Source organism: Caballeronia fortuita, assembly GCF_001544835.2.
Taxonomy (GTDB): Bacteria; Pseudomonadota; Gammaproteobacteria; order Burkholderiales; family Burkholderiaceae; genus Caballeronia; species Caballeronia fortuita.
The window spans coordinates 155200-175798 of the sequence record NZ_FCNX02000014.1 but is presented as its reverse complement, the minus strand read 5'-3'; the positions used below and the strand labels follow the sequence as shown (position 1 = coordinate 175798).

Annotated in this window: 18 protein-coding genes; 7 read left to right on the top strand and 11 right to left on the bottom strand. The window is 61.5% G+C overall.

Annotated features, from left to right (window positions below; genetic code table 11):
* Positions 1-5: 5 nt before the first annotated feature.
* Positions 6-1319: an MFS transporter gene (locus AWB77_RS25265; RefSeq protein WP_061137186.1), complete on the bottom strand. Its 1314-nt coding sequence runs from the start codon at positions 1317-1319 to the stop codon at positions 6-8.
* 120 nt (positions 1320-1439) lie between these two features.
* On the opposite strand from AWB77_RS25265, the gene AWB77_RS25260 reads away from it, so the two are divergent.
* Complete coding sequence (locus AWB77_RS25260; protein WP_061137185.1) at positions 1440-2345, top strand: LysR substrate-binding domain-containing protein; 906 nt, start codon at positions 1440-1442, stop codon at positions 2343-2345.
* A 13-nt stretch (positions 2346-2358) separates the two neighbouring features.
* Here AWB77_RS25260 and AWB77_RS25255 read toward each other — a convergent pair whose 3' ends face one another.
* From AWB77_RS25255 to AWB77_RS25245, 3 genes are all read right to left on the bottom strand, one after another.
* Positions 2359-2754 (bottom strand): hypothetical protein, encoded by a 396-nt coding sequence (locus AWB77_RS25255; protein ID WP_061137184.1) that lies wholly within the window; start codon positions 2752-2754, stop codon positions 2359-2361.
* 901 nt (positions 2755-3655) lie between these two features.
* Positions 3656-5185 (bottom strand): sensor histidine kinase, encoded by a 1530-nt coding sequence (locus AWB77_RS25250; RefSeq protein ID WP_061137183.1) that lies wholly within the window; start codon positions 5183-5185, stop codon positions 3656-3658.
* The gene (locus tag AWB77_RS25245) at positions 5182-5913 is read right to left on the bottom strand and encodes a response regulator transcription factor (RefSeq protein ID WP_061137182.1); all 732 of its coding nucleotides are present in this window, start codon (positions 5911-5913) and stop codon (positions 5182-5184) included. Before AWB77_RS25245 ends, AWB77_RS25250 begins: the two co-directional genes overlap by 4 nt.
* 180 nt (positions 5914-6093) lie before the next feature.
* On the opposite strand from AWB77_RS25245, the gene msrB reads away from it, so the two are divergent.
* Genes msrB through msrA form a run of 3 tightly spaced genes read left to right on the top strand, consistent with a single transcriptional unit; the run spans position 6094 to position 9187 of the window.
* A complete protein-coding gene (gene msrB / locus AWB77_RS25240) occupies positions 6094-6597 on the top strand; it encodes a peptide-methionine (R)-S-oxide reductase MsrB (protein ID WP_061137181.1) in 504 nt (167 codons plus the stop codon).
* Positions 6598-6634: 37 nt separating this feature from the next.
* Positions 6635-8446 (top strand): cytochrome c biogenesis protein DipZ, encoded by a 1812-nt coding sequence (locus AWB77_RS25235; protein WP_061137180.1) that lies wholly within the window; start codon positions 6635-6637, stop codon positions 8444-8446.
* A gap of 27 nt (positions 8447-8473) precedes the next feature.
* Positions 8474-9187, top strand: a complete 714-nt coding sequence (msrA, locus tag AWB77_RS25230; protein ID WP_061137179.1) for a peptide-methionine (S)-S-oxide reductase MsrA — start codon at positions 8474-8476, stop codon at positions 9185-9187.
* Between the two features lie 106 nt (positions 9188-9293).
* On the opposite strand, the gene AWB77_RS25225 is transcribed toward msrA, so the two are convergent.
* The 3 genes from AWB77_RS25225 to AWB77_RS25215 all read right to left on the bottom strand — a co-directional run bounded on the left by AWB77_RS25225 (position 9294) and on the right by AWB77_RS25215 (position 11062).
* Positions 9294-9671, bottom strand: coding sequence for a DUF427 domain-containing protein (locus AWB77_RS25225; RefSeq protein ID WP_061137178.1), 378 nt, complete (start codon positions 9669-9671; stop codon positions 9294-9296).
* 84 nt (positions 9672-9755) lie between these two features.
* Positions 9756-10088 (bottom strand): DUF4148 domain-containing protein, encoded by a 333-nt coding sequence (locus AWB77_RS25220; protein WP_061137177.1) that lies wholly within the window; start codon positions 10086-10088, stop codon positions 9756-9758.
* Positions 10089-10168: 80 nt separating this feature from the next.
* Positions 10169-11062, bottom strand: a complete 894-nt coding sequence (locus tag AWB77_RS25215) for a ketopantoate reductase family protein (protein WP_061137176.1) — start codon at positions 11060-11062, stop codon at positions 10169-10171.
* A 458-nt stretch (positions 11063-11520) separates the two neighbouring features.
* On the opposite strand from AWB77_RS25215, the gene AWB77_RS25210 reads away from it, so the two are divergent.
* Complete coding sequence (locus AWB77_RS25210) at positions 11521-12231, top strand: FadR/GntR family transcriptional regulator (RefSeq protein ID WP_061137175.1); 711 nt, start codon at positions 11521-11523, stop codon at positions 12229-12231.
* Positions 12232-12393: 162 nt separating this feature from the next.
* The gene (locus AWB77_RS25205; RefSeq protein ID WP_061137174.1) at positions 12394-12867 is read left to right on the top strand and encodes a ferritin-like domain-containing protein; all 474 of its coding nucleotides are present in this window, start codon (positions 12394-12396) and stop codon (positions 12865-12867) included.
* Positions 12868-12914: 47 nt separating this feature from the next.
* Here the strand turns inward: AWB77_RS25205 and AWB77_RS25200 are convergent, their stop codons facing one another.
* Complete coding sequence (locus AWB77_RS25200) at positions 12915-13571, bottom strand: peroxiredoxin (RefSeq protein WP_061137173.1); 657 nt, start codon at positions 13569-13571, stop codon at positions 12915-12917.
* Between the two features lie 445 nt (positions 13572-14016).
* Here AWB77_RS25200 and AWB77_RS25195 point away from each other — a divergent pair, with 445 nt between their 5' ends.
* A complete protein-coding gene (locus AWB77_RS25195; RefSeq protein ID WP_061137241.1) occupies positions 14017-15525 on the top strand; it encodes an amino acid permease in 1509 nt (502 codons plus the stop codon).
* Between the two features lie 42 nt (positions 15526-15567).
* On the opposite strand, the gene AWB77_RS25190 is transcribed toward AWB77_RS25195, so the two are convergent.
* The 3 genes from AWB77_RS25190 to AWB77_RS25180 all read right to left on the bottom strand — a co-directional run bounded on the left by AWB77_RS25190 (position 15568) and on the right by AWB77_RS25180 (position 20555).
* Positions 15568-17568: an acyl CoA:acetate/3-ketoacid CoA transferase gene (locus AWB77_RS25190; protein ID WP_061137172.1), complete on the bottom strand. Its 2001-nt coding sequence runs from the start codon at positions 17566-17568 to the stop codon at positions 15568-15570.
* A gap of 95 nt (positions 17569-17663) precedes the next feature.
* The gene (locus AWB77_RS25185; protein ID WP_244158641.1) at positions 17664-19589 is read right to left on the bottom strand and encodes a potassium transporter Kup; all 1926 of its coding nucleotides are present in this window, start codon (positions 19587-19589) and stop codon (positions 17664-17666) included.
* A 129-nt stretch (positions 19590-19718) separates the two neighbouring features.
* Entirely contained in the window at positions 19719-20555 is an 837-nt protein-coding gene (locus AWB77_RS25180; RefSeq protein WP_061137170.1) for a shikimate dehydrogenase family protein, read from the bottom strand.
* Positions 20556-20599: the final 44 nt, after the last annotated feature.

Below are 20599 nucleotides of genomic sequence, written 5' to 3'. Positions count from 1 at the left end.
GTTCGTCAAGCGCGACGGCTGCGGCTATTTACGAGCGCGGCGGGTACGGTGAACACGAGCAGGCTGCCGATCACGCAACTCACCGCGAGTCCCAGCACGCCGCTGCCCGTCGAGCCCGAATGCGTCTGGATCACGCCGATGAGCCACGGACTCACGACGCCCGATATGCTGCCGACCGAATTTGCGAGCGCGAGGCCCGCGGCCGCGGCGCCGCCGCTGAGGATAGCGGGCGGCAATACCCAGAACTGCGAGATCGTCGTGACGACGCCCATCGTCGCGAGCGTGAGACCGATCATGCCGAAGAGCGTCGAGTGCGCGTACACCACGCTCAGATACAGGCCGATCGCGCCGACGAGGCCCGCGCCCGCCAGATGCCAGCGCCGCTCGCCATGCTTGTCGGAGCTATGGCCGACGACGAGCATCGCGATCGCGCCGGCAGCGTAAGGAATCGCCGCAAGCAGACCGATGTCGAGCGGATCGGTCACGCCGCTCGCCTTAACCAGTGTCGGCAGCCAGAAGCTCACGCCATAGAGTCCCATCGTGAAGAAGAAGTACGTCACGCAAAGCAGCAGAACTTTCGGATGCAGCAGGCCGTCTCTCACCGAATGCAGCGCGTGCGCGGGCTTCTCGTCACGCAGATTCGCTTCGAGCATGGCCTTTTGCCCATCGCTGAGCCACTTCGCATCGGCGACCTTGTCGTCGAGATAGAAGTATGCGATCACGCCGAAGATTGCCGTCGGAATGCCTTCGAGCAGGAAGAGCCATTGCCATCCCGCGATACCGTGCGCGCCGCTCATGTGCGTCATGATCCAGCCCGACAGCGGCCCGCCCACCACACCGGACATCGGAATGCCTGTCATGAAGAGCGCGGTGACCTTGCTTCTGCGCGAGGCCGGAAACCAGTACGTGAGATAAAGCAGGATCGCCGGAATGAAGCCCGCTTCCGCCACGCCGAGCAGAAAGCGCATGATGTAAAAGCTCGATGGCGTGGTGACGAACATCATCGCAGCGGAGATGAGGCCCCATGTCACCATGATGCGCGCGATCCAGCGCCGCGCGCCTACACGCAAAAGAATGAGATTGCTGGGCACTTCGAAGAGCAGATAACCGATGAAGAACACACCCGCGCCAGCGCCATAGACGGCCTCGCTGAAATGCAGGTCGTTGAGCATCTGCAGCTTCGCAAAACTCACGTTAATGCGGTCGAGATAAGCGCAGAGGTAACACACGAAAAGAAATGGCAGCAGTCGCCACGTCACCTTCGCATAGGTGGACGATTCATCGCCCGAAAGATAAGCAACCGGACTGTGGGAACTCATGTTCTGTCTCCTGGTTATGTGCGGCGTCTCGATCGCTCACATGTTCGTCACCCCCGGCGCGAAAGACAAACGATGCCTGTTCATCGAAACATGACAGGCGCTCATGCATGAGGTGTCTCCATGAGGCGCATTCCGAACTTCGTTCTTCTGCGCGCATTCGAAGCGGCCGCGCGTCTCGAGAGCTTCACCCTCGCCGCGAGCGAACTTCATCTCACGCAATCGGCGATCAGTCATCAGGTGAAGGAACTGGAGCAGTACTTCGGCAGGCCACTCTTTCATCGACGTAACCGGCGTGTGGAAACGACATCCGAAGGGCGCCGCCTGCATGAGAGCCTCGGACGGGTATTCGATGTGATCGAAGCCGCGTGCGCCGAGGTCACACTCGATCCGCTCGCGCAAGTGCTTGCGGTTCACTGCGCGCCGAGCTTTGCCGTGAAGTGGCTCGGGCCGCGTCTGCCCGAATTCATGCAGGCGCATCCGAACGTGACGATCCGTCTGTCATCGGATGCGGAACCCGCCGATCTCGCACGCGCGCGCGAAGTCGATGTCGCGATTTCATATGGTTTTGCGCATGAGCGGGCCGGCGTCGTCTCGCGCGCTTTGGGCACGGAGCGCATCATCCCGATGTGCTCGCCGTCGTTGTTGGACGAAGGTGTATCGGCTGCGGAGCAGATCGGCAGGCTGACGTTGATCGACTCGCAATTGAGCCGCGTGACATGGCCGGGCTGGTTCGCGCTGAACGGACTGGACATGCCGCGCGGGCCGCGTCCCTCGTTCGACCGCGCGGCGCTAGCGATATCGGCGGCGGTGGATGGCATGGGCGTCGCACTGGAAACGACACGCCTCGCCGAGCGCGAGCTCGCGCGCGGCGATTTGATCGAGCTGGGCGCGGGTGTGTTCGCGCCGCTCGCAAGGGAGACGCACTTTCTTTCTTATCGCGTGAACGAGCGCAACGTCGAGAAAGTGAAATGCTTCTGCGATTGGGTGCTTGCGAAAGCCGGTCTCGAAGAAGCGGACGATAACTAAGGTTGGCGATAATTCATGCCGCTTGTCTCGCTCTCTCCTCTTCGACCATGCGTGCATGCGCGTATACGCGATCGCGTTCGCGCGCGACGAGCGTGCGCTTGCGCGCAAGCGTCTGCCGATGATATTTCGGGTCGCCCATCTGCATGACATATTCGCTATGACGATGCCGCAGATAACGCTGGAAGAATTCCGCGCCTGGCAAGCCGCTATCGAGCGCCATGAGCACGCCATAATCGATGTCGCACACGTCGCCGAGTGTCTTGATTGCGGATTCCAATGCCGCATAACGCTGGGGCAGCGGCACCCCTTTGTCGCAAAGTGAATGGAAGCGCTGATACGTCAGCACCTGCCCATGCGATGCACATCGCCATAACGCCTTCGCAAGCCGTTGACTGAGTTCCGTTTCCACGTTTCCTCCCGCATGGTGCGCGGATCGTATGCGTGCGACATTTCACCGTCATTCAGGAATCGACGACGGTAACCGGTTGCCTGGAAATCACCTGCAACGCCAAGAGATATGCGTGATGCTTGCCTTGAGTGCATCGCCTGAAGCAGGCCATGCGCGGTGACTACGCTAAAGCAAGCTGTCTTCGGAAGATTCGATTGAACACGCTTTATGAATATCACGTGTTTGTTATTTCACGCGCCGAAAAAAAGAGCGCAAAGAGCGAAGAATACGAAATGCGTTGAACGGCAGAGCTTCTCGATCCTGCATGATGTAATCGCGGCGCTGCGCACAAAACCACACGGCTGCTTACACAGTCATGTAATTGCAGAAAACATCTGACAATGGACGGTACAATGCCTATCGCGATGCATACGCGCCTGGCTTATGATCGACCTCGACCGGGCCTTATCGAATTCCACGCCACAGCGCCGTACTTTCTCGCCGAAAGCTCATTCGACGGCTGTGATCCGATTACATGCTAGCAAACATATCGCGGGAAACCAAGGAAAGTTTCCGCATAGAAGAACGTTCAGCGTCTTCATACCGCCATCATTCGGCATATTTTTCTCTTGCGCTCTCATTCTTTTATCCGCTTAACGACGGTCGCGTCTTTCTTATGTCGCGGCTGGCAATGGCGAAGGAATCTTCCTTAAGATTGGTTTAAGCCTGAACAGCTAAAACGTAACTCAGGGCAGGCAAGAAAGCTTTGGATGCCGCTTCAGGCGATTCATTGCGAATCGCGTTTCACTGGAACGTCCACGCGGATGGTCAGACCAGGCAACGCCGCATGCGCACCCAACCGCGCAATCAGGCGCCTGGCGACGACCATCCTATTCAGCCCGGCAGGAATGCCGGGCTTTTTTTAACCGCGCATGTGCGATTCGCCGTCGCCGGTTTGCGCGATGGCGGCCGGCAAGTCGAAGCGAAACGTAGTGCCCGCGCCTTGCGTGTCGATCAGGCGAATCTGGCTGCCGTGCAATTGCAGCATGCGTTGCACGATCAGCAAGCCGAGTCCTCCACGATGCGCCCCGCCCGACGCGAAGGGCCGCAGAAAGAGCGCCTCGCGCATCGCGGGCGGAATGCCCGGACCCGTATCGCGGATCGTGACTTCCACGCGGTCCGCTTGCTCACGCGCGGGCGCAAGCGTCACATCCACGGTTCCCTGCGCGGGCGTATGACGGATGGCGTTATCGAGAAGATTGGTCAGTACGCGTTCGATCATGCCCAGGTCCGCCATCACACTCGGCAGGCGCGGTGCGATCTGCGCACTCAGGCCGACACCGCGCGATTGCGCGGACAATTCGAACTTCTCGAACACGTCCTGCACGAGATCGGCCAGCGAAAACGGTTCGGGTTCCGGCGCAACCATGCCATGTTCGAGCTTCGCAAGTTCGAATAACGATTGCGCGAGATGACCGACCTTCGCGCTCTGCGCAAGCGCGATCGACAGATAGCGACGACGGTCGGCATCGGGCAGCGTGTCGGACTTGAGCGACAACGTCTCCAGATAGCCATGCAGCGACGATAGCGGCGTGCGCAAATCGTGCGAGATATTCGCGACCATTTCACGGCGCTCGCGATCCTGCTGTCCGAGCGCGCGCCATTGCTCACCGATGCGCTCGGCCATCTGCGCGAACGCGCTTTCGAGCACGATGATTTCATCGCGCTCGTTTTCGCGGGCATCGTGCGTATCAAGAGCATCGATCAGCGGAAGCGCTCGTGCTTCGGCGGGCGCGCCGCGTGCGTCGAACTTGCGCATCGCTTCCGTGAGACGGCGCAGGGGCCGCGTAATGAGCCCGAATGCGACCACGCCCGCTACGAGCCCGAGCAAGGTGACGAGGCCCATCGACGCGAGCGTGGTGCGCAACACCGCGCTCGCCGATGCCTTCGCCGCCAGCGCATCGTGTTCCTCGCCGAGCAACACGACATAGACATAACCGAAAGGCGCTGTGCCGGGCGCGGCGAGCGGCGCGGCGCTGAAGACCTTGCGCTTGTCGTCGCTGCGCGGATCGTCGCCGAGTATGGGCAGCGTCGCGCCATCGAGGAAGCTGCGCACCGGCGCGAGATCGACATGATCGCGCTTCAGATGTCCGGGCGGCGCATCGTCGGCGCGGATGCGGCCCGTGTTATCGAGCAGATAGACTTCAACGCTCGGATTCACCACCATCAACTGACTGAAGAGGCGGCGCACGGCGGGCGCGTTCATATCGTTGGCGTCGGCGAGTGCGCCGTCGCGCGCGATATGCGCAGCAAGCCCGCGCGACAGGCTTTGAATGACCTCTTTCTCGCGCAGGTCGCTCGCGCGAATCTGCAGCCATGCCGACGCGCCGCAGCATGCGAGCAGCAGCACGCAGAACACCGCGAAGAGCCGTTGCGACAACGTGAGCTTCACGGCGCGGCGTCCCTGCCTTCAGGCGATTGCGCCGCAAGCTTGTAGCCATGGCCCCATACGGTGAGGATGCGCTTCGGATCGGCTGCGTCCTTCTCTACCTTCGCACGCAAGCGGTTGATATGCGTGTTGACGGTATGCTCATAACCTTCATGCCGATAACCCCACACCGCGTTGAGCAGGTCCATGCGTGAAAACACCTTGCCCGGATATCGCGCGAAGTGATAAAGCAGGTCGAATTCGCGCGGCGTGAGTTCGATGCGCGCGCCATCGACCCATGCTTCGCGCGCGAGCGGATCGATCGCGATGCCAGCCGCTTCGATGCGTCCAGTCTCGAGCCGCGAGTCCTTCGCGACGGCATCGACGCGGCGCAGCAACGCCTTCACGCGCGCGACGAGTTCGAGCACGGAGAACGGTTTGGCGAGATAGTCGTCCGCACCGAGTTCGAGGCCGAGAATGCGATGCACCTCGCTCGAGCGCGCGCTCGTGATGATGATCGGCGTATAGCGCGTCATCGCGCGGGCGCGCCGGCAGATCTCCAGACCATCGACACCGGGCAGCATCAAGTCGAGGATCAGCGCATCCCATCCGCCCTGTTCGAGCAGACGCAATCCTTCGGCGCCATCGGCGCTATGCACGACTTCATAGCGCTCGTCGCGCAGATTGAGGCTCAGCACATCGGCGATATGCACGTCGTCTTCGACGATCAGTATGCGTTTCGGTTGATCCATGAGCGATGTAATCGGCAAAGAGGACATGCGCGCGTTATCCGCGAAACGAATGCGGGCGTCTTGCCATTGTGCAGAAAAGCGCGCGGCAAAGTATCACATTTAATTTAACTTTCGGTGAGGACTCTGCGATGCGCGCGCGACTACGATGCCGCTAACCCACTCCGATACGAGGCACGCATCATGCAAAGCCGCCGCCGCTTTCTTCTGACGGGCACCGCCGCCGCGGCCGCCGCGCTCGCGTGGGGCGGGCGTCTGCGCGCATTCGCGGCTGATACGAAACCGCAGGATAGCTTCGAGGTCGTTCATAGCGACGACGAATGGCATCGTCTGCTGAATCCGGTGCAGTTCGACGTGCTGCGCCGCGAAGGCACCGAGCGCCCTTATACGAGCCCGCTGAACGACGAGCATCGCGCTGGCACATTCGAATGCGCGGGCTGCAAGCTGACGCTCTTCTCGTCGCGCACCAAGTTCGATAGTCATACCGGCTGGCCGAGCTTCTGGGCGCCGCTCGATCATGCGGTCAAGACGCGCATCGACGGCTCGTTCGGCGTCGTGCGCACCGAAGTACATTGCCGCCGCTGCGGCGGTCATCTTGGTCATGTGTTCGACGATGGTCCGAAGCCCACGGGCCTGCGCTACTGCATGAACGGGGTCGCGATGAATTTCACGGCTGGCGCGGCCTGACGCATTCACATCACGATAACTTCGATCCGACATCATCATGTTGCTCATCGTTCTTGCATATCTCGGCGGCGCGTTGACGATACTCAGTCCGTGCATCCTGCCCGTGCTCCCCTTCGTGTTCTCACGCGCGGATCAGCCGTTCGTCAAGAGCGGCCTGCCGCTTCTCGCGGGCATGGGCCTGACGTTCGCCGCGGTTGCGACGCTTGCCGCGGTCGGCGGCGGCTGGGTCACGCAGGCGAATCAATACGGCCGCTGGGCGGCCATCGCGATGCTCGCTGTGTTCGGCCTCACACTGCTTCTGCCTGGCTTTGCCGAGCGCGCGATGCATCCGCTCGTGAGCGCGGGCAATCGGCTCAGCACGTTCGCGCAACGCGGCGACGGCGAGCGTGGCTTCGTTGCATCGTTCGTACTCGGCATTGCAACGGGCCTTCTGTGGGCACCGTGCGCAGGCCCGATTCTCGGTCTCGTTCTGACAGGCGCCGCGCTCAACGGCGCGAGTGCCGGCACCACGCTGCTGCTGCTTGCGTATGCGGCCGGCGCGGCGACGTCGCTTGCGGTCGCATTGCTGATCGGCGGGCGCGTGTTCGCCGCGATGAAGCGCTCGCTCGGCGCAGGCGAATGGGTGCGGCGCGGCATCGGTGCGGCGATGCTGCTCGGCGTCGTTGCGATCTCGCTCGGGCTCGATACCGGCGTGCTCGCTCGCGTATCGACGGTCGCGACATCCGGCATCGAACAGCAACTCGTCGACAAGCTCTCGAAGAGGAACGATGGCGCGATGATGATGTCGGCGAACACCAACGACGAAGGGTCCGCGATGATGCGTGCGAGCACCGAGCCGCCGAAGTCATCGGGCGCCGCGCCGTTGCCCGTCGAAGGCACGCTGCCGCCGCTCGATGGCGCGGTGCAATGGATCAACTCGCCGCCGCTCACGAAGGAAGCGCTGCGCGGCAAGGTCGTGCTCGTCGATGTGTGGACTTACTCGTGCATCAACTGTCTGCGTACGCTGCCGTATGTGAAGACATGGGCGCAGAAGTATCGCGATCAGGGGCTCGTCGTGATCGGCGTGCATGCGCCGGAGTTCGCGTTCGAGCGCAACGTCGATAACGTGAAGAAGGCCGTGCACGATCTCGGCATCGACTATCCCGTTGCGATCGATAACGACTTTGCCATCTGGCGCGCGCTGAACAATCAATACTGGCCGGCACATTATTTCGTCGATGCAAAGGGCGATATTCGTTATCACCACTTCGGCGAAGGCGACTATGCCCATTCCGAGCAGGTGATTCAGCAACTGCTCGCCGAAGCGGGTCACGGTGCCGCGCCTGCCGTGGCGATGAAGGCACAGCACAACGACGAAGCCCCCGGTCAGGGTGCGATGATGCAGGCCGACAACACGGACATGCGCTCGCCGGAAACGTACATCGGCTATCAACGCGCGGAGCAGTTCATGTCGCCGGGTGGCGAAACGCGCGATCGCATTCACGACTATGCCGCGCCCAAAGCGCTCGATGTCAACGACTGGGGACTCGCCGGCGCGTGGAAGGTCGGTGCGGAACACGCGACGCTCGAAGGCGCGACAGGCCGCATCGTGTATCGCTTTCATGCGCGCGATCTGCATCTCGTGCTCGGGCCGTCGAAAGACGGCAAGCCCGTGCGCTTTCTCGTGAACATCGACGGTGCGGCGCCGGGCGCATCGCACGGCAGCGACATCGACGCCGATGGAAGTGGTACCGTGAACGAACAGCGCCTCTATCAGCTCGTGCGTCAAGCGGGCCCCGTCGCGGATCGCACGTTCACGATCGAATTTCTCGACTCCGGCGTCGAAGCCTACGCATTCACGTTCGGTTGATCAAGTCATTTCCGAGGAGCACCAGATATGTTCAAGTCCACCAGCATGACGTTCAAGGCCGCCAGCGTGGCCGTATTGTTCGCGGGCGCGTTCGCGCTGCAACGCACCGCGCATTCGAGCGAGGAAGCCGTGAAGATTCCACCGCCCGCGCACGACGAAACCGCCGGCACGACGCACACCGAAACGGCTGTGTTCGCGGGCGGCTGCTTCTGGGGCGTGCAAGGCGTGTTCCAGCACGTGCGCGGCGTAAAGGAAGTGATGTCGGGTTATGCGGGCGGCGCGGCCAACACCGCGCAATACGATCGCGTCAGCGAAGGCGATACCGGTCACGCGGAATCGGTGCGTATCACTTACGACCCGGCGCAGGTCTCTTATGGCAGGCTTTTGCAGATCTTCTTCTCGGTCGCGCACAATCCGACCGAGCTGAACTATCAAGGCCCGGATCACGGCACGCAATACCGTTCCGCAGTATTCCCGACGAACACCGCGCAGCGCAATATCGCGAATGCGTATATCGCGCAGCTCGACAAGGCGCATGTCTATGGCGGCAAGATCGTCACGAAGATCGAAGACTACAGGGGCTTTTATCCGGCCGAGGGCTATCACCAGAACTATTTGACGGAGCATCCGGAAAGCCCGTACATCGCGTTCAATGATCTGCCCAAGGTGGCGAACCTCAAGCAGATGTTCCCGGACGTCTATCGTCAGGACGCGGTGCTCGTGACGGTCGCATCAAGATAAGCGTCGACGATGGCGAGCGCGTCACCGTGATCGCCTGGATGGCTCGATGATTTCAGCGCGATGCTCAAGCATCGCGCCAGATCCTTCCTCGATCGAGGAAGGAGGATTACGCGCCGGACGTCTCGAACGTATCCACACGGTCGCGATAGAACGCCAGATGATCCTTGATCGACGCGACGGCTTCGTATGGCGCCTCATATGACCACACTGCGTTGACGCCTCTTTGTCCACCTGACGAAATGCTGTAATAGCTGCAGTCGCCTTTGTAAGGGCAATATGTGGAATGCGAAGTGCGTTCGAGCAACGTCATGTCGACGTCCTCACGCGGCACATACAACACTTCCGGATACGATGCCTCGCGCAACGACAGCGCCGAAGTCGAATCCACAAGCACGCGGCCGCCTGCTTTGACGACCACGCGCAACGGACTGCGCTCGATAGTGATCGGATGATCGGGACCGGGAATCTTGACGGCTTTATCCATGACTCGTTTCCTTGAAGCCAAACGGAGGAATCGATGGTAACGCCGTTGCGCGAAGCGCGCTCAAGTCACCCGGCCCCGACGAGATCAACGGCCGAAATAGATTGGCTTGGTGCCGTCGTTGCCGAGCGGCGGCATCATGCGCATGCCCGCAGCCGAACGGCTGTCGCTGGCGCCGCCATACGAGTTCGTATCGGCGTTACGGGAAGTGCTCTGGTGCGAAGCACGACTTTCAGCAGCCTGAATATCCGATGGATACGATGTCTGATCCGAACGCGACGGATCGTACCCTGCGGCCTCGACCTGCCGCAGATCCCGCTTCACCTGGGCACGCGTGACCGACGCATCGGATTGCGCGAAAGAAAGTGCCGGCGCCACCACCACGGCGGCGACGGCCACTGCTTTGACGAACGATTTCATGGTGAACTCTCCGGTGTGTTGGACTGCGCACAGTGTTTTCTGTGCGCGCTCCATGAAATCAGCATCGCCCGTGCCCGGCCTTATCGGCCCTTGCTTTCGATGGTCTTGACGAGCGCGTGCAGCAGGCGATTCGCAGGCGTCGGCACGCCGAGCGCTTCGCCGCGCCGCACGATCAAGCCGTTTAGATGATCGATCTCGCTCGTCCTGCCGCGCGCGAGATCCTGCGCGGTCGACGAAAACTGGTTCGGCATCGTTTCGGCGATGCGTTGCACGGCGGCATCGACGTCGCCGGGAATCGTCACGTCATCGGCTTTCGCAACCGCGAGGCATTCGTCGACGACATCGCGCATCGCACGCGTGATGCCCTCGCCCTGCACGAGTCTCCCGTAGGGCAACTGCGTGATTGCGGACAGCGCGTTGTAAGCGCAATTCAGCACGAGCTTGGCCCATAGCGCGCCGCGCACGTTGTCGGAGATGTCGGTCGGCACATGCGCCTGCACGAAGGCACGCGCGACTTCATCGCTCTTCGTCGATGGCTCGATGACGAGCTCACCGCGTCCGTTGTGCTTCACGTGTCCCGGCCCGGCCATCTCGGCAGCGACATAGACGACCGCAGCCGCCGCTTCGTGCGGCAACAGCTCGCGCAATCGCCCGGCGTTCTCCACGCCGTTTTGCAGCGAGAGCAGCAGCGCATCGCGTTCGAGATGGGGCGCGAGCGCTTGCGCGGCGCTGTCCGTATCGGTGGACTTCACGCAGAACAGCACGAGCTGCGCGCCGTGCGCCGCGCTCGCTTCGGTGCTCGCGGCCACACGCACGCGTTCGTCGAAGTGCTGCGTTTGGAGGCGCAAACCATCGCGTTCGATAGCCTCTACATGTTGCGGCCGCGCGATCAGCACGACCTCGTGACCCGCGCGCGCAAGCATGCCGCCGTAATAACAGCCGACGGCGCCCGCACCCATGACGGCGACTTTCATCCTTGCTTCTCCTCATTGCGATGTTGGTGTTGATCGCTCGCCACGGTAACACATGCCTATGGACGCGCCTTCGCATGACCGATGTTGCGCAAACGCTTGCGTGTGTCGCATGAATTTGCGCCATGTCGCGCGTGCGTGCGATTTTGTGGGCGGACGCACGATAGTCAGTCGAATTAGCGGTGCACCATATTGTTAAAACAGGTCGCGCGAGGATACGCTTCTTTCAGCGGATCGACGATGCTGTCCAAACAATGCCGACCGCTATGGGGTGTGCGGCCAAGGCCGCATCGGGTAAAGGAATCCGGGGACCAAATACACGGCGTGCCAGGGAAGCGCTTCGCGCGAGTGTACGAAGCGCGGTGCACCGAGGCGCTGTGAACTTAGACAAACGCTGGCTTTGCCGTTCAGCGACGAACGCGCGAAGCCACAAGCGTGGGCGTCATCACGAGAACAAAAACATGAATCATGGATATGAAGCATCGCTCGTCAAGCGTGTGGTGAATCAACTCGTCGCGGGCATCGTGAGTGGCGAATACCAGGACAACGTGCTTCCGCCGCAAGTCATTCTTTCGAAGCAGCACGGCGTCAGCAGAACCATCATGCGCGAGGCGCTGAGCATCCTCATCTCGCGCCGCATGCTCGATGTGCGGCCCAAGACGGGCACACGCATCAAGCCCGCGCGCGAGTGGCTCATCATGGATCCCGAAGTCGCCGAATGGCGCATGCGCGCGCTGCACGATCCCGACTGCTTCCGCAGGCTGATGGAGTTCCGCGCGCTCGTCGATCCGCCCGCTGCCGCGCTCGCCGCCACGCGCGCGAACCGGCATCAACGTATTGCGATCAATGCGGCTTATCAGCGGCTCCTCCATGCGAGTCCATCCGAACCTTTGCAGTCCGCTGCGGAAGAGGCGCTACAGGCTGCTATCGTCGATGCAAGCGGTGATGAAGTGCTGCGTCAGATGGGCAGCGTCGTGCGCGTCGGCATCCGGACGATGAAGGCCGCGTTGCGCGCGCAACCGCATGCGTTGCCGCGCGTGCCGGATTCGCAGCTCGGCGATTACGGCAGGCTCGTGCGCGCGATCGAATCCGCCGATGGCGACGGCGCGCGTTCCGCGATGTCGCAAGTGCTGACCCGCACGGCATCGGTGTGGATCGAGGAAATCGCCTGAACTTGCAATCTTCACCCTGATGCGCGGCTACATCGTCATCAGGGCATTCCGGGAGCGCATCTTGCGCGCTCCGACGCCGCAGTTTTCACCTCGCATGCGCCGCTCGCGTGACTACAATGAGTCATGCCCGTGCATGCGTTGACATTGAAAACGGAGGCAAGAATGGCAGAGCTCGAAAAGGAAAAGGTCGTCGGCGTCCTGAACAAGATTCTCGAAGCGGAACTCGCGGGCGTCGTGCGATACACGCACTATTCGTTTCTCGTATTCGGCTTCGGACGCATTCCCATCGTGTCATGGCTGCGCGCACAAGCCGACGAATCGCTGCTGCACGCGCATCAGGCCGGCGAATGGATCACGACGCTCGGTGCGTATCCGTCGCTCGAAATCGGCCCGCTGCTCGACAATCACACCTTCGACATCGCGACGATCCTGCGCGAATCGCTACAGTCGGAAACCGTGGCGCTCGGTCATTACCGTGAATTGCTCACGCTCGTCGAAGACCGCTCCGTCGCGCTCGAAGAATACGCGCGGCAGATGATCCAGGTCGAGGAACTGCATGCGGGCGAAGTCGACAAGATGCTGCGCCGGCCGGGCGAAGTCGAAACGTCGCCGGAGCGCCGCACGGGTCACAACTAGACTGCGATGAAAACGCCGGCCTGCATGACGCGGGCCGGCGCTGCGCGTTACTTCGGCTGCGCCACCGTGCGCAGATAAGGCTTCAGCGTCTTGAAGCCTTCGGGATACTTCTTCTTCGCGTCCTCATCGGAGACCGACGTCGGGATGATGACGTCGTCGCCCGGCTTCCAGTTCACCGGCGTTGCAACGGTGTGCTTCGCATTCAGCTGCAGCGCATCCAGCAAGCGCAACACTTCGTCGAAGTTGCGGCCCGCGCTCATCGGATATGTGAACGTAGCCTTCACCTTCTTGTCCGGACCCACGATGAACACCGCGCGAATGGTGGCGTTGTCGTTGGCCGTGCGCGGATTCGCGCCGCTCGCGTTCGGGTGGATCATGTCGTAGAGCTTCGCGACGTTCAGGTCCGCATCGCCGATCATCGGATAGTTGACCGCCGTGCCCTGCGTCTCTTCGATATCCTTCGCCCACTGCGCGTGATTCGTCACCGGATCGATCGACAGGCCGATCACCTTCGTGTTGCGCTTGTCGAACTCGGGCTTGAGCCTCGCCATGTAGCCGAGCTCGGTCGTGCAGACCGGCGTGAAGTCCTTCGGATGCGAAAAGAGGATCGCCCATTTATCGCCGATCCACTCGTGAAAGCGGATCGTGCCTTCGGTCGTCTCTGCCGTGAAATCGGGAGCTTCATCACCAATGCGTATAGCCATATCAAATCTCCACGTGAAGGAAAATCCGGTGAACGTTTCGTATATAGACGGAACGGATTCCGGGTTGAAAATCGCAATTGTGAATTCGATTATAGTGCGCCGCGCAGCCTCGCTGGATGTGCTCCCTTTATGCCCTTGAATGCCGAGTGGTCTTGCGCCGCACTATCAGGCGAAATACTTGCGGCCGACGCGGCACGCTTCCTGCTACATTGCGCACGCCGCGTATAAGCTTATTCATAAGTCTTTCATTGCATCCGTTTCGCAACAGCGCCGCGCTCGAATTCCCCGGCAAAATCTGCTATCACGAAACGACAATACGTCAGAACGAACGTGCAGGTAACGCGGCAGGCACGTGGTTCACCGCGCAGTCGAACAGGCGGCAGACTTCGCCGTGCCACGGGGCGCGGCCGCGCTGACGCCGCACAAGGAGGCGATCGTGACCGTCATGCAAAGGAAGTCCATCGCGGCGCTGCAAAGCGAAGCGGCCGAAACCGAGGAAGTGCTTCAGGAACACGGCGGCCACACGCTCAAGCGCTCGCTTACCGCGCTCGATGTCGTGATGCTCGGCGTCGGCTGCATCATCGGCGCAGGGATTTTCGTGCTGACAGGACACGCGGCGGCGACCAACGCCGGCCCCGGCATCATCATTTCCTTCGTGCTGGGCGCAATCGTTTGTGCGCTCGCGGGCCTATGTTATGCGGAGATGGCATCGACCGTGCCGGTATCCGGCAGCGCATACACGTATGCCTATGCCACGATGGGCGAACTCATCGCATGGCTCATCGGCTGGGATCTGATTCTCGAATATGCCGTGGGCGCGACGACCGTTGCAATCGGATGGTCGGGCTATGTCGTGAGCTTTCTGCATTCGCTTGGCATCGACATTCCCGAGCAGTTATCGAAAGCGCCCTTCGCCTATGATCCGGGTCACGGCTGGAGTCATGTCGGCGCGATCCTCAACGTGCCCGCGATGGTGATCGTCGGACTCATCACGATACTGCTCGTCATCGGCATACGCGAGTCGGCGCGCGTGAACAGCTTCATCGTCGTCATCAAGGTGTTGATCGTGCTTGCGTTCATCGCGGCAGGCATCGCCTATGTCGATACGAGTCACTGGGTCACCGCACAGAATCCGACAGGCGCGTTCATTCCGCCGAACACCGGCGAATCCGGCGTCTTCGGCATGAGCGGCGTATTGCGCGGGACGGCGGTCGTGTTCTTTGCGTATATCGGCTTCGATTCGGTATCGTGCGTCGCGCAGGAAACGCGCAACCCGAAACGCGACATGCCGATCGGCCTGCTCGGCTCGCTCACGATCTGCACGATTCTCTATGTGCTGGTTTCGTACGTGCTGACGGGCATCGTCTCTTACGACAAGCTCAATGTGTCGGACCCGATCGCGGTCGGCGTCGATGCGATCGGCATGCGCTGGCTCTCGCCCATCGTGAAGCTCGGTGCGATCTTCGGCCTCACGTCCGTAATACTGGTGCTGTTGCTGTCGCAGCCGCGCATCTTCTATTCGATGGCGAGAGACGGCCTTTTGCCACCGTTCGCATCGAAGATCCATCCGCGTTTCCAGACGCCGTACATCACGACGATCATCACCGGCATCATCGTGATGATTCTCGCCGGACTCTTGCCGATAGGACTCGTCGGCGAGCTCGTCAGCATCGGCACGTTGTTCGCGTTCATGGTCGTGTGCATCGGCGTGCTGGTGTTGCGCATTACGCAGCCGCAACTCGAGCGCGCATTCAAGACGCCCGCAGTCTATGTTGTCGCGCCGCTCGGTGCGCTGTCATCGCTCTTTCTGATGTCCGGCCTGCCCGCCGATACGTGGATACGGCTCATTGTATGGATGGCGATCGGCATCGCGATCTACTTCGGTTACGGCATACGCCATAGCAGGCTGCGCAATCGGCGAGAGGACGCATCGGGCCGCACCGCGCGCGGCTAAAGAACCATTGAAGCAAGGGCCGCCCGAATCGCGGCCCTCGTTTCATTCCGATGCGCGTTTCGCTTCGTGTTCGCGCGCTTCTTCCGGACTTTCGTAGATATACGGCGCAACGCCGCGCCGCTTCAATGCATCGCCCAGCTTCAGGCGCAGGAAGCTGCTCGTCGTATAGCGCGTGACGCGATCGTAGTGACCGTCGACGAGTTTCGTGACCATCTCCGAATACGCATCGAGCATGTCGGGGCGAATCGAGAAGTTATCGTAGTTCACGATCGCATGCGGCTTTGCTTTCACGCCCGCGAGTTGCTTTTCGACCTCGACGCGTATCGCTTCGACATCGCTCAGGCTCTTGACTTCGTGCCCTTCGAAGTTGATGAAGAAGAGATTCTTCTCCGCGTCGTAGCTGAAACGCTCGGACAGATCGAGGCGCAGCAGGATATCGCGTAGGCCCATAGGCGCATCGCGGAAGATGCGTTCATCCATGAGACGCGGCGGCGTGTCGATCAGCGGCGCGAAGCCCATTTGCGCGATGATGTCGCGCTCGAAATCGATGCCCGGCGCTGCTTCCGTCAGCGCGAGGCCACGGCCGGTCAGCTCGAACACGCAGCGCTCGGTGATATAGACCACGGTCTGTCCGCGCTCGGCCGCGTAACGACCGCTGAAGGTGCGATGCTCGACTGCATCGACGAACTTCCTGCAATCGCCTTCGCGGCGAATCATGAGCTTGCCCTCTTCGATCGCGACATCGAGCTTGCCTGCATTGAAAGTGCCTACGAATACGACCTTTTTCGCAGCCTGGCTGATATTGATGAAGCCGCCCGCGCCCGCGAGCTTCGGCCCGAACTTGCTCACGTTAAGATTGCCTTCACCGTCCGCCTGTGCAAGACCGAGGAACGCGATATCGAGGCCGCCGCCATCGTAGAAGTCGAACTGATAGGGCTGGTCGATGATCGCCTGCGTGTTCGTCGCCGCGCCGAAGTTCAGGCCGCCCGCCGGGATGCCGCCGATTACGCCAGGCTCCGTGGTCATCGTGAAAAGATCGATCACCTGCTCTTCGTTCGCGACGCTCGCGATGCCTTCCGGCATGCCGATGCCCAGATTCACGACGCTATTGGCCATCAGCTCGAACGCCGCGCGCCGCGCGATGATCTTGCGCTCCGTGAGCGGCATGGGCGGCACCGAACTCGCGGCCACGCGCAATTCGCTGGAAAACGCCGCGCTGTATTGCTCGCCGAAGGTCTGCCAGTGATTGTCGGGTTTCGCGAGCACGACGCAATCGACCATCACGCCGGGTATCTTCACCTGACGCGAGTTGAGCGTGTTCGATTCCGCGAGCCGTTCGACCTGCGCGATGACGATGCCGCCTGAATTGCGCGCGGCCATCGCAATCGATAACGCCTCTAGCGTCAGCGCTTCCTTTTCCATCGTCACGTTGCCGTTGAGATCGGCAGTGGTGCCGCGCACGATGGCAACGTCGATCGGGAACGTCTTGTAATACAGATAGTCCGTGCCGTCCACGGGCATCAGCCGCACGATGTCTTCCGTCGTGCGCGCGTTGAGCTTGCCGCCGCCGTTGCGCGGATCGACGAACGTGCCGAGGCCAACCGTAGAAAGCTGTCCCGGACGATGCGCGGCGATATCGCGAAAAAGCTGCGAAATTACGCCTTGCGGCAAGTTATACGCTTCGACGCGGTTCTCGATCGCCATCTTCTGCAAGCCCGGCACGAGTCCCCAGTGACCGCCAATCACGCGTTTGACAAGACCTTCGTGCGCGAGATGATTGAGACCCTTGCCGCGGCCATCGCCCTGTCCTGCTGCGTAGACGAGTGTGAGATCCGCGATCGGATCGCTGCCTTCGACGAAGCGCTCTTCCAGCGCGATCGCCACTTCCTCCGCGAAGCCGATGCCGACGAAACCGCTCGTCGCGATAGTGTCGCCCGAGCGGATCAGGCGCACGGCCTCGCGCGCGGAGACGATCTTGCCGCGCTCGACGAGACGCGCGGTCGATGGAAACGGATGGCGAGTCGGCGTGCTGCTGGCGGTCATGGCGTCTCCTGTGGGCCGCGTATCTTTGGTGAGTCTCGCTCGAATCGACGCCGCCTGCCTGCGTGAAAGACACGCGTATCAGCCGATTTGCGCCGTCATATCTCGACGCGCGCACCGAGCTCGATCACGCGATCGGCCGGTAATCGCAGATAGGCCGCGACGTTGCCTACATTGTGCAGCATGATTGCGAAGAGCCGTTCGCGCCATAACGCCATGCCGGTGCCGGGCGTCGGCACCACGGTCGCGCGCGACATGAAATACGAAATCGTTGCGCGGTCGAACTTGAGCCCCGCGCCACGGCACTTTTCCAGTGCGGCGGGCAGATCGACTTCGTCCTTGAAGCCGTAGTTCACCGTCACCTGGAAGCAGCCGTTGCCGAGCGTTTCGATCGACACGCGGCGCGCTTCGTCGACCCACGGCACAGGCTCGGTCGCGACCGTGAGAAACACGGTATGTTCGTGCAGCACGCGATTGTGCATGAGGTTATTGAGCAGCGAATGCGGCACGCCGCTCGGATCGTTCGACATGAAAATCGCCGTGCCTTCCACGCGCGCGGGCGATCGCGCGAGCAGATTCGCGAGGAAAGGTTTCAGCGGCATCGTGCCGGCGCGCACGCGCGCTTCCTGGATCATCATCTGCGCGCCGCGTCCCCACGTCGCCATGACCGTGAACATCAGGAGGCCGATCGCGACGGGGAACCAGCCGCCATCCGCGATCTTCAGGCAATTGGCCGAGAAGAACATGGCGTCGATCACGAAGAAGAACGCAGTCGAGAAGATGCACAACACCCAGTTGTAATGCCATGCATAGCGGATCACGAAGAAGGTCAGCATCGTCGTGATGAGCATCGTTCCCGTCACGGCGATGCCGTATGCGGAGCCGAGCGCGGTCGACGAACCGAAGCCGATCACGGCGGCGACCACCGCGAGCAGAAGCGTCCAATTGATGCCCGGCACGTAGATCTGCCCGATCTCCTTCGCCGATGTGTACACGACGCTCATGCGCGGCAGGAAGCCAAGCTGCATCGCCTGCTTGGTCATCGAATAGGTGCCGGATATCACGGCCTGCGACGCAATGACCGTGGCGATGGTCGAGAGCACGACCATCGGATAAAGCATCCACGAAGGAAAGAGGCGATAGAACGGATTTTGCAGTGCGGTAGGATCGGCCATCAAAAGCGCGCCCTGACCGAGATAGTTGAGCGCGAGCGCGGGAAAGACAATTGCGAACCAGGTGAGGCGGATCGGCCGCGAACCGAAGTGGCCCATGTCGGCATAGAGCGCTTCGGCGCCGGTCAGCGAGAGCACGACCGCGCCGAGCGCCACGAACGCGAGCCAGCGATGATGCACGCAGAAAGCGAGCCCCTCTAGCGGATTGAGCGCCGCGAGAATATGCGGCGATTCCTTGATGTTCATGAAGCCCGACACGGCCAGCACGATGAACCACAGCACCATCACCGGACCGAACACTGCGCCGATGCCCGATGTGCCGTGCTTCTGCATGACGAAGAGCGCGATCAGCGCGACGAGCGTCACCGGCACGACATACGGCTGAAGCCCGGGCGCGGCCACTTCGAGCCCTTCCACCGCGCTCAGCACGGAGATGGCGGGCGTGATGACGCCATCGCCATAGAAGAGCGCAGCGCCCATCACGCCGACGATCAGAAGCACGTGCTTCAAACGCTGTTTGGATTCGACCGATGAAGCCGCGAGCGCGAGCAGCGCCATGATGCCGCCTTCGCCGTGATTGTTGGCGCGCAGAATCAACGTCACGTACTTGAGCGAGACGATCACGGTAAGCGACCAGAAGATCAGCGACACGATGCCGATCACGTTCGCGGGCTGCAAAGGCAGGCCGCCCGATGGATCGAACACGGTCTTGAGCGTATAGAGCGGACTCGTGCCGATATCGCCGTAGACGACGCCGAGCGCCGCGAGCGAAAGCCCGAGCAATGCCGGATGTCCGTGCGACTTCGGCTCGTGCTTGTCGTCAGCCGGCAAGCCGGGTGCAGTCGATCCCATGATTCCTCCCTGCCGTTATCGGGGCTGCGCACGGATGCGTGAGCGGCCTATTTGTCAGAGGATGAGCGTCTGCTTGCTATGTCGATAGAAGTATAGGAACGAAGCGCGGTTATGTCCGCTCAAGCTTGCTTACGCGTACTTGATCTGCGCGACGGCGCGCAACTCATCTGCAGTGGCGGTGCCGTAGCCGAAGAACTCGAGATACGCGGGGATCATTTCGAACAGCATGTCCGTGCCGACCTGCACGGCGCAGCCCTTGTCTTTCGCGGCGCGCAAGAGCGGCGTGTACTCCGACTTCATGACCACTTCGCCGACGAACGTGCCCGGCGCGATGCGGTTGATATCGAAGGGCAAGGGATCGGTATCTTTCATGCCGAGCGGCGTCGCGTTGACGATCACGTCGAAGCCGTCGGGATCTTTGGTGTCGGTTCTTACGATGAGCTTGGGGTAGTGCTCGCGCAACCGCGACGCCAGTCCTTCGACGGACGCCGTGTTCGTATCGAAGATCGCGAGTTCGGCGACACCCGCCCCCGCGAGCGATGCCGCGATGGGCGAGCCTACGCCGCCGCTGCCGAGCACGAGCACGCGCGTGCCCGCAAGCTTGCGGCCTTTACGCTCGACACCGCGCACGAAGCCCGCACCATCGAATTGATCGCCGACGAGCGTGCCGTCGTCGCGTTTGAGAATCGCATTGCACGCGCCTGCAATGCGCGCGGTGGGACTGACCTCGTCCATGAGGCCGACGGTCACGATTTTGTGCGGCATCGTGACGAGCGCGCCGCGAATGTTCGTGAGCTTGAAAAGATGCGGCAGGAACGCGGCGTAGTCGTCCGGCTTGACGCCCATCGGCATGACGACGGCGTCGATGCCTTGTTTGTCGAACCACGGGTTATAGATCATCGGCGCCTTGAACGCTTCGGTCGGGTAGCCGAGGTGAGCAATCAGAGTGGTCTTGCCGCTGATCATGGCAGCTCCTTTCAGGATGTCGGGGCGCGCGCGATGGCGTCCGC